This is a genomic window from Mesorhizobium sp. M7A.F.Ca.US.002.01.1.1, from assembly GCF_004022955.1.
In the GTDB taxonomy this organism is placed as follows: Bacteria; Pseudomonadota; Alphaproteobacteria; order Rhizobiales; family Rhizobiaceae; genus Mesorhizobium; species Mesorhizobium ciceri.
The window spans coordinates 1-8,465 of sequence record NZ_RZQE01000249.1; the positions used below are offsets into that span (position 1 = coordinate 1).

Below are 8,465 nucleotides of genomic sequence, written 5' to 3' on the forward strand. Positions count from 1 at the left end.
GATCAGGCCGCCGGGGATCGACACCGCGACGCCGACATCGGCGTGCTTGTGCTTGACCATGGCGCTTTCAGTCCACGAGGCATTGGCATCGGGCACCGCCTTCAGCGCCATCGCCATCGCCTTGATCACCATATCGTTAACCGACAGCTTGTAGGCCGGAGCATCACCCTTGTCGGTCTTCTTCACCGGGGCTGCCGCATTGATCTGCGTGCGCAGCGCCAGCAGCGCATCGAGCTCGCAGTCGAGCGTCAGGTAGAAATGCGGAATGGTGGTCTTGGCCTCGACCAGGCGGCGCGCAATGGTCTTGCGCATATTGTCATGCGGGACGAGGTCGTAGGAGCCCTGTTCGAACAGTTTCAGCACCTGATCGTCCGACATCGCCTTTACCGGCGCGGCGGGAGCAGCAGCGGGCGCGCCAGCCGGAGCCTTGGCGGCAGGCGCCGCCTGGGCGCCGCCACCGGCAATCGCCGCGTCGACATCCGCCTTCACCACCCGGCCATGCGGACCGGTGCCGGTCACGGCAGACACATCGACACCGGCTTCCTTGGCTATGCGACGTGCGAGCGGCGACGCGAAGGTGCGTCCTTCCGGCGACTGGCTGATCTCCCCCCTTGTGGGAGAGATGGCCGGCAGGCCAGAGGGGGGCGTCTCGCGCTGAGAGGACGGCGGGACAGCGCCCCCCTCTGTCGACTTCGTCGACATCTCCCCCACGGGTGGGGAGATTGGCGCCTTGTCCTGCTTGGCCTCGGCTTTCGCTGGAGCAGCATCGCCCCCGCTTTTCGCGGCAGCGCCTGCATCCTCACCTTCGGCAGCGAGCACGGCGATCAGAGCGTTGACCTTGACGCCTTCGGTGCCGGCGGGAACGACGAGCTTTGCGACCGTGCCCTCATCGACAGCCTCGACTTCCATCGTCGCCTTGTCGGTCTCGATCTCGGCAATGACATCGCCCGGCGAAACCTTGTCGCCTTCCTTGACGAGCCACTTAGACAGATTGCCCTCTTCCATCGTGGGCGACAGGGCCGGCATGGTGATGTTGATTGGCATTTTGTCCTCCCGCCCGGTTCAGCGATATGTGACGGCTTTGACCGCCTCGATGACTTCGCCGACGTTCGGCAAAGCCAGTTTCTCCAGGTTGGCGGCATAGGGCATCGGCACATCCTTGCCGGCGATGGTGATGACCGGCGCGTCGAGGAAATCGAAGGCGCGCTGCGACACCTGGTTGGCGATATGGTCGCCGACCGAGTTCTGCGGATATCCCTCTTCGACAACGATCAGCCGGTTGGTCTTCTTGACCGAGGCGATGATGGTGTCGAGATCGAGCGGCCGGATCGTGCGCAAGTCGATGATCTCGGCATCGATGCCCAAGCCGCGCAGCTCGGCTTCCGCCTTGACCGCATAGGTCATGCCGATGCCGAAAGAGACGATGGTGACGTCCTTGCCGGTCTTGTGGATGCGCGCCTTGCCGATCGGCAGCACGAAATCATCCAGCTTCGGCACGTCGAAGGACTGGCCATAGAGGATCTCATTCTCGAGGAAGATGATCGGATTGGGATCGCGGATCGCCGCCTTCAACAAGCCCTTGGCGTCGGCGGCGGTGTAGGGCATCACCACTTTCAGGCCCGGAATGTGGCTATACCAGGCGGCGTAGCACTGCGAGTGCTGTGCGGCGACGCGTGCGGCGGCGCCGTTCGGTCCACGGAAAACGATCGGCGCACCCATCTGGCCGCCAGACATGTAGAGCGTCTTGGCGGCGGAGTTGATGATCTGGTCGATCGCCTGCATGGCGAAGTTGAAGGTCATGAACTCGACGATCGGCTTCAGGCCGGCCATCGCCGCGCCGACGCCGACGCCGGCAAAGCCATGCTCGGTGATCGGCGTGTCGACGACGCGCCGCGGCCCGAATTCCTGCAGCAGCCCTTGCGTGATCTTGTAGGCGCCCTGGTATTCGGCGACCTCCTCGCCCATGACGAAGACATCGCCGTCGCGGCGCATTTCCTCGGCCATCGCATCGCGCAGCGCTTCGCGCACCGTGGTCGAGACCATCTCCGTGCCGGCCGGAATGTCCGGATCGGCGGCGATTTCCGTCTTCGGTGCAGCAGCCACCGGCGCGGCAGCCGGTTTTGCGGCCTCCGCCTTGTCCTCCGCCGCGGCTGGAGCCTCTGCCTTTGCCGGTGCTTCCGCCTTGGCGGGAGCCGAGGACTTGCCGATATCGCCGGCACTTTCGCCGTCCTGCAGCAAAACGGCAATCGGTGTGTTGACCTTGACGCCTTCGGTGCCGGCGGCGATCAGGATCTTGCCAAGCGTGCCTTCGTCGACGGCCTCGACTTCCATCGTCGCCTTGTCGGTTTCGATCTCGGCGATGACGTCGCCGGCGACGACCTTGTCGCCCTCATTCTTCAACCACTTGGAAAGATTGCCCTCTTCCATGGTCGGCGAGAGAGCGGGCATGAGAATTTCGATCGGCATGTCCTTGCCCTCCCGTTACAATACGATATCGGTCCAGAGCTCGGACGGATCCGGCTCTGCATCGTTCTGGGCAAATTCGGCGGCGTCAGCGACGATGTCGCGGACCTCCTTGTCGATGGTCTTAAGCTCGTCCTCGGTTGCCCACTTCTTCTCGATGAGCCGCGCCTTGACCTGTTCGATCGGGTCATGGTCGGAGCGCATCTTCTGCACTTCTTCCTTCGAGCGGTATTTCGCCGGATCGGACATCGAGTGACCGCGATAGCGATAGGTCTGCATTTCGAGAATGATCGGCCCGTTGCCGGCGCGGCACCATTCGGTCGCCTGGTCGCCGGCGGCCTTGACAGCGCGCACGTCCATGCCGTCGACCTGGATGCCGGGAATCTTGAACGAAGCGCCACGGTGCGAAAAATTGGTTTCCGCCGAAGAGCGCGACACCGAGGTGCCCATGGCATACCGGTTGTTCTCGATGATGTAGATCACCGGCAGCTTCCACAGCGAGGCCATGTTGAAGCTTTCATAGACCTGGCCCTGGTTGGCCGCACCGTCGCCGAAATAGGTCAGCGAGACATTGTTGTTGTCGCGGTAGCGGTTGGCGAAGGCCAAGCCTGTGCCGAGCGACACCTGGGCGCCGACGATGCCGTGGCCGCCATAAAAGTGCTTTTCCTTGGAGAACATGTGCATGGAGCCACCCTTGCCCCGTGACAGGCCGCCGCGACGCCCGGTCAGCTCGGCCATGACGCCGCGCGGCGACAGCTCCATCGCCAGCATGTGGCCGTGGTCGCGATAGGCGGTGATCATCTGATCGCCGTCGATCAGCGCCATCTTCATGCCGGTGACGACCGCTTCCTGGCCGATATAGAGGTGGCAGAAGCCGCCGATGAAACCCATGCCGTAGAGCTGGCCGGCCTTTTCCTCGAAACGACGGATGAGCAGCATGTGCCGGTAAGCGGCAAGCTCTTCGTCCTTGGTGAATTCGACAGGTTTAGAGGCCGAAAGCCCCGATTTGCCGTCGGATTTGGATTTGGCAGGCGCTTTTCTGGCGGCGGTGGCCATGCATCACTCCCTGTTGGCGTCTCTTCGTGGACATTAGAGCAGGATGAAATCTGCTCTGGGGAGATCAGCTCCTCCCCACCGATTTTAGGGAGGCTAACACGCGTCAAAGCGTTGCGCCATGCCGAATTTGCATAGCTGGCATGCGCCTAAGTGATTAAAATCATTGAAAATATTGGTGATTAACTTGAAATCAGTTATTTTGCCGAGGTCGGCAACATAATGGTGATTTCGTCAGCTTGGGACAGATTGAGCGCCTTGCGCGCCTGCTCATCGAGCATGTCCTTCTCGAGCGTGCCTTCATGCATCAGCCGAACGCGGCGCTCGAGCTCCATGCGGCGCGCCTTGATCGCATCGAGCTGGCCCTGCAGCGCAACCGTCTGGGCTTCCAGCTGATATTTCGAGTAGATACCGAATTCGCCGTGATAGGCATGAAAGCCGAAATAGGCCAGGAACGCCACGCAAAGCGAGGGAATGATCAGCCGGCCGGTGTTTCTCTGCTTGTGCTGACGCGTCCACATCGCCCGATTCCTCTAGAGCATGATGCCGAAAAGTGTGAAGCGGTTTTCGGACGACATCATGCTCTATCTCTTTGATTTAGAGTCGGATTCAGATTTCAGGTCGAACAGACCTGAGATCATCCGGCTCTAGCCCGCGAACTCAGGCGGCTCACGATCTTTCTCGCCCGATTGTGCTTAACGGACGGTTACGGGTGACCTGTTTGGCGGCGCCGAAACGAAAAAGGGCGGGAATGCTCCCGCCCTTTTGTCCGGTATCGATGAGCCGGTGTTTCCGGATCAGCCCTTGACCACCGACTTGCCGGCGTAGCTTGCCTGCTTGCCGAGCTCTTCCTCGATGCGGATCAGCTGATTGTACTTGGCCATGCGGTCCGAGCGCGACAGCGAGCCGGTCTTGATCTGTCCGCAATTGGTGGCGACGGCGAGATCGGCAATGGTCGAATCCTCGGTTTCGCCCGAGCGGTGCGACATCACGGCGGTGTAGCCGGCCTTGTGCGCGGTCTCGACGGCGTCGAGCGTTTCCGTAAGCGAGCCGATCTGGTTGACCTTGACCAGGATCGAGTTGGCAACCCCCATGCGGATGCCGTCGCGCAGCCGCGCCGTGTTGGTGACGAACAAATCGTCGCCAACCAGCTGCGTCTTCTTGCCGATCAGGTCGGTCAGGTACTTCCAGCCTTCCCAATCGTCCTCGGCAAGACCGTCCTCGATCGAGATGATCGGATAGTCGGTGGCAAGCTTGGCCAGGTATTTGGCCTGGGCCTTGGGATCGCGCGTCTTTTTCTCGCCTTCATAGACGTAGTTGCCGTCCTTGAAGAACTCGGTCGCGGCGCAATCGAGGCCGAGCGCGATCTCGTCGCCCGGCCTGAAGCCGGCCTGCTCGATCGATTCCATGATGAAATCGAGCGCCACCGGAGCGCTTTTCAGGTTCGGGGCAAAGCCGCCCTCGTCGCCGACATTGGTGTTGTGGCCGGCATCCTTCAGTTTCTTGCGCAGCGTATGGAAGATTTCCGAACCCCAGCGGACACCTTCGCGCAGCGTCGGCGCGCCGATCGGCAGGATCATGAATTCCTGGAAATCGATCGGGTTGTCGGCATGCGCGCCGCCATTGATGATGTTCATCATCGGTACCGGCAGGAGATGCGCCTTGGTGCCTCCGACATAACGGTAGAGCGGTAGGCCGGCGGCATCAGCGGCCGCCTTGGCCACCGCCAGCGAAACGCCGAGAATGGCGTTGGCGCCAAGCCGGCTCTTGTTGGGCGTGCCGTCGAGCTCGATCATGGTCTGGTCGATATGAATCTGGTTTTCGGCTTCCATGCCGCCGATGGCCTCGAACAGCTCGCCGTTCACCGCCTCGACGGCTTTGAGCACGCCTTTGCCGAGATAGCGGGCGCCGCCGTCGCGCAGTTCGACGGCCTCGTGGGCACCGGTCGAAGCACCCGACGGCACCGCCGCGCGGCCCATCGAGCCGTCTTCGAGAATGACATCGACCTCGACGGTCGGATTTCCACGGCTGTCCAGGATTTCACGCCCGACAATGTCGACGATGGCGGTCATTTGCGATGTCCTCGATTGATCTGAAGAATGCCGCACGTCTTAGCCAAAGTGCTGCAAAAGGCAATCGGCCCGCTGGCAATTATTGCCGCGGCATCGGCCTCCGAACGATTCACGAAGCGCAAATCGCCGTCATCATAAGTCATGTACGGTCGGCTGACTTCCGGTTAAGGTGCAGCGCGCGGGGCGAAACAGGAGGAGTTTCGCCATGTCTCAGTTGAGCGGTATCGTGAGTCTGTTTCTGATCGCGGCGGCATTCCTGACGTCATGCGACAATCAGCAGTCGCCGCCGAAGGCGATGGCCCCCTTACACGTCAGCGAATAAGCCGGAATCCAAAGCGGCCCCGTCTCTCCCGACGGGGCCGCTTTGTCGTTGTTGTTAATGCCAGTAAGGCGTGACCTTGTAATAATTGTAGGATTCGTCGCGCGCCGCCTCGCCATCGGCACCGGTCAGTTCGTTGATCGAATAGGCCGGTGCCGCCATGAGTTGTTCCTTGGAAAACGGTACGACATAACCGCCCTTGTCCTCATCATAGTCGAGGCTTGCCCACGGAATGGCGTGATATTTCTCGCCGATGCCAAGGAAGCCGCCAAAACCGATGACCGCGAACATGATGCCGTTCGCCATCTTGTCGAGCATCACATCCTCTATACTGCCGATGCTTGTGCCTTCGGTGTTGTAGACCGATGTGCCGATGACCCGCGAAGCGGCGATGGCTTGGGTGTGGCCAGTCTGGGTTGCCATGATTGTGCTCCTCATTGTGGTTTCGAACCATAATTGGACAATGAGGGGCGCGGGCGAAGGTTCCCGACTTTTTCGGCGTCGACCGATCACTCCGCGAGGATGAAGGTAACCTTCATGTTGACGCGATAAGCAACGATCTTGCCGTCCTGGACGACGATCTTCTGGTCCTGGATCCAGGCGCCCTCGACGTTCTTCAGCGTTTTGGATGCGCGCGCAATTCCCTGTTCGATGGCGTCCTGAAAGCTCTTCTTCGACGACGATGTGATTTCGGTGACGCGGGCGACAGACATGGCTTCCTCCTGCCAAAACGCTCATTTGCCGGTCGAGCGTACAGGCGGCTTGCGCCGTCCACAAGCATCGGCGGTCGACAGAGGATATCTCCGGCCTAGAGACCCTTGGCGATGCGGTCGAATGCCATCAGCCGCTCGAGTAAAGCGGGCATGTCCTTCAACGGCAGCATGTTGGGGCCGTCGGAAGAGGTCGAGTTGTCAGGATCCTGATGGGTCTCGATGAAGACGCCGGCAACGCCGACAGCGACGGCCGCGCGCGCCAGCGTCTCGACAAAACGACGTTCACCGCCCGAGGAACCGCCCTGCCCGCCCGGCTGCTGCACCGAATGGGTCGCATCGAAGATCACCGGCGCGCCGATCTCTGCCATGACAGGCAAAGCGCGCATGTCGGAGACCAGCGTGTTGTAGCCGAAAGAAGCACCGCGCTCGGTGGTCAGCACATTGGCATTGCCGGATCCGGTGATCTTGGCGACGACGTTCTTCATGTCCCAGGGGGCAAGGAACTGTCCCTTCTTCACGTTGATGACCTTGCCGGTTTTCGCCGCGGCGACCAGCATGTCGGTCTGGCGCGACAGGAAAGCCGGAATCTGCAGGACATCGACATGCGGCGCCACGATGGCGCACTGCTCCTCGGTGTGGACATCGGTCAGCACCGGGAGCGAAAATTCCTTGCGCAGTTCGTCGAAGACGGGAAGTGCCGCGTCCATGCCGGCGCCGCGCGTCGCCGACAGCGAGGTGCGGTTGGCCTTGTCGTAGCTGGTCTTGTAGACGAGGCCTATTCCGAGCCTGCCGGTCAGTTCCTTCAGCGCGCCGGCCATGTCGAAAGCGTGCTGACGCGACTCGAACTGGCACGGGCCGGCGATCAGCGACAGAGCCGCCTTGTTGTCGAAGACGACATTGCCGACAATTACCGCTGAATTGGGCGCGACGGGCTTGTTCATTTGGTCTCCCGGAAGATGAAAGCCGCGCCCTGTCCGGGTGCAGGCTGCACGACAATATCATTGCCCGCTATATCGTGTTGGATGGAATTGGCCGCAAGCAGCCTCGATGTCACATCGGCGTTCCGAACCGAAAAGACCACCGCTGCGAAGCGTAGATCTGTCGGCGCGCCGGCCGGCAGGCCAAAGCGCGCGGTGAAAGCCGCGCGGTCAAGCATGCTCAAATCTGCATTCGGCAGGGAAAACATGCCGCCCTGCCTTTCGGCGGCCGGATTATCCACCGTGACAGAAATCAACTCATGCTGCTTTCCAGGCGCATCGCTGACCGCCAAGATCTCGACAATTCCGGTCGCGCCGTTGGCGTGGGCCTGCAAAGCCGCGCGGTCGACATCAGGCGCGTTGACCCGCTCGCAGGCAAACAGGAAGGCGTCCGTGGCTTCGGCTCCGGCCGCGAAAGCGAGCTTGAACGATGCGATGTCGCTCTTGCCGGCCGGGTCGGTGAAAGCGCGCGAAAAACCCAGCATGTCTCCAGCCGAGATGCCGGCATCGACATAGCGTGCATGGTCGGCATCGGCATTGCCCGTACCTAGAACAATGGCGGAAAACCCCTCGTCGCCGTTGCTGTCGCGATAGGCGCGATCACGCGTGACGAAGACATTGCCGTCCGCGATAGCCTTTGCCGCCACCTGCTCGTCGCCGACCGCCAGCGGTTCGAGATACGTGCCGTCGGCCAGGAAAACACAGCAGTTTTCCGTTCCGAAGGGATGGATGCCGGTCGGGGCCACGACGAAGCCAAGCGCGGCGAGCCGGGCTCGCGCCACCTCAAGGCCCTGCGTTGGCAGCACCAGGTGATCGAGCGGATGAGTGCCAGTGATGGTTCGGGTCATGCAGCCGCGATGTGCATCAT

The 8,465-nt window shown here is 61.5% G+C and carries 9 protein-coding genes; all 9 read right to left on the reverse strand.

What is annotated here, in order from left to right; all coding sequences use genetic code 11:
• Positions 1–1,044, reverse strand: a 1,044-nt coding sequence (locus EN932_RS21955) for a 2-oxo acid dehydrogenase subunit E2 (RefSeq protein WP_128369066.1), incomplete at its 3' end; no start/stop codon positions are given.
• An 18-nt stretch (positions 1,045–1,062) separates the two neighbouring features.
• The gene (locus EN932_RS21960; protein WP_013531482.1) at positions 1,063–2,466 is read right to left on the reverse strand and encodes a pyruvate dehydrogenase complex E1 component subunit beta; all 1,404 of its coding nucleotides are present in this window, start codon (positions 2,464–2,466) and stop codon (positions 1,063–1,065) included.
• 15 nt (positions 2,467–2,481) lie between these two features.
• Positions 2,482–3,519, reverse strand: a complete 1,038-nt coding sequence (gene pdhA, locus EN932_RS21965) for a pyruvate dehydrogenase (acetyl-transferring) E1 component subunit alpha (protein ID WP_127385339.1) — start codon at positions 3,517–3,519, stop codon at positions 2,482–2,484.
• 194 nt (positions 3,520–3,713) lie between these two features.
• A complete protein-coding gene (locus EN932_RS21970) occupies positions 3,714–4,037 on the reverse strand; it encodes a septum formation initiator family protein (RefSeq protein WP_027038975.1) in 324 nt (107 codons plus the stop codon).
• A gap of 276 nt (positions 4,038–4,313) precedes the next feature.
• Positions 4,314–5,588, reverse strand: coding sequence for a phosphopyruvate hydratase (gene eno / locus EN932_RS21975; RefSeq protein WP_127385340.1), 1,275 nt, complete (start codon positions 5,586–5,588; stop codon positions 4,314–4,316).
• 376 nt (positions 5,589–5,964) lie between these two features.
• The gene (locus EN932_RS21985) at positions 5,965–6,330 is read right to left on the reverse strand and encodes a PRC-barrel domain-containing protein (protein WP_127369200.1); all 366 of its coding nucleotides are present in this window, start codon (positions 6,328–6,330) and stop codon (positions 5,965–5,967) included.
• 86 nt (positions 6,331–6,416) lie between these two features.
• A complete protein-coding gene (locus EN932_RS21990) occupies positions 6,417–6,620 on the reverse strand; it encodes a dodecin family protein (RefSeq protein WP_013531476.1) in 204 nt (67 codons plus the stop codon).
• Positions 6,621–6,715: 95 nt separating this feature from the next.
• Positions 6,716–7,561 (reverse strand): 3-deoxy-8-phosphooctulonate synthase, encoded by an 846-nt coding sequence (kdsA, locus tag EN932_RS21995; protein ID WP_013531475.1) that lies wholly within the window; start codon positions 7,559–7,561, stop codon positions 6,716–6,718.
• Positions 7,558–8,445 carry a VOC family protein gene (locus EN932_RS22000; RefSeq protein WP_127385341.1) on the reverse strand — a complete coding sequence of 296 codons (888 nt, stop codon included), beginning with the start codon at positions 8,443–8,445 and terminating at the stop codon, positions 7,558–7,560. The genes kdsA and EN932_RS22000 overlap by 4 nt, the downstream gene beginning before the upstream one ends.
• Positions 8,446–8,465: the final 20 nt, after the last annotated feature.